The following is a 618-nucleotide window of genomic DNA, read 5'->3' as shown; positions in this document are numbered from 1 at the left end:
CAGGTTTTCCACGGCCCACGCCAACTCGCCGAGGATCAACGCGCGCACCATGCGTCCGCTGCCCTTCAAGGTGTGAAAGGCCCGACGCAGTTCGCTCAGGGCTGCGCGGTCGCGGGAATCGGCGAACCAGCGCGGCAGGTATTCACGCAGCACTTCGAGGACTTCGTCAGTCTCTTCGAGGAACACTTCGCGCAGTTCATCATCCACCGGTTCTTCATCGGCCGGCGGCGGCATCAGGCTGCCCGGAGTGATCAGCGCGGGCGGGTTGACCGCCGACACCGGGCTGGCCAACACGTCGGCCAGCGACTGCACAGTTTCCGGGTCCTCCAGCGCCTGCAGATCCTGCATCACCTGTGCTTCGTTGGGGCTGAGTACGTCTTCCAGCACCGGCACATGTTGCTCGCTGGGAAAGTAACCGAGACTGGCCAGACTCTTTTGCGCACCGTCGAGCAGTTGTTCACTCGGCGCTATCGGGTCATCCGTCAGGCGTTCGAGGTAATACTCAAGGCTGGTGATGACGTCGGCGAGGTTGTCCAGTTGCTGCCAGCCCGGCTCTTGCGGGTCGAGCAGCAAATGCTCGCGGATAAAGCCGTTGCAGGCCTCGACCAGATTCGCCGC

General features: G+C 63.1%; 1 protein-coding gene. It reads right to left on the bottom strand.

Annotation, left to right across the window (positions count from 1 at the left end; genetic code table 11):
* Positions 1-618, bottom strand: a 618-nt coding sequence (locus tag ACP693_RS17675) for an Hpt domain-containing protein (RefSeq protein ID WP_426050136.1), incomplete at both ends; no start/stop codon positions are given.

It is taken from the genome of Brevundimonas sp. TWP1-3, from assembly GCF_049896085.1.
Classification (GTDB): Bacteria; Pseudomonadota; Alphaproteobacteria; order Caulobacterales; family Caulobacteraceae; genus Brevundimonas.
The sequence above is the reverse complement of the archived record's forward strand: the minus strand, read 5'-3'. Positions and strand labels throughout refer to the sequence as shown.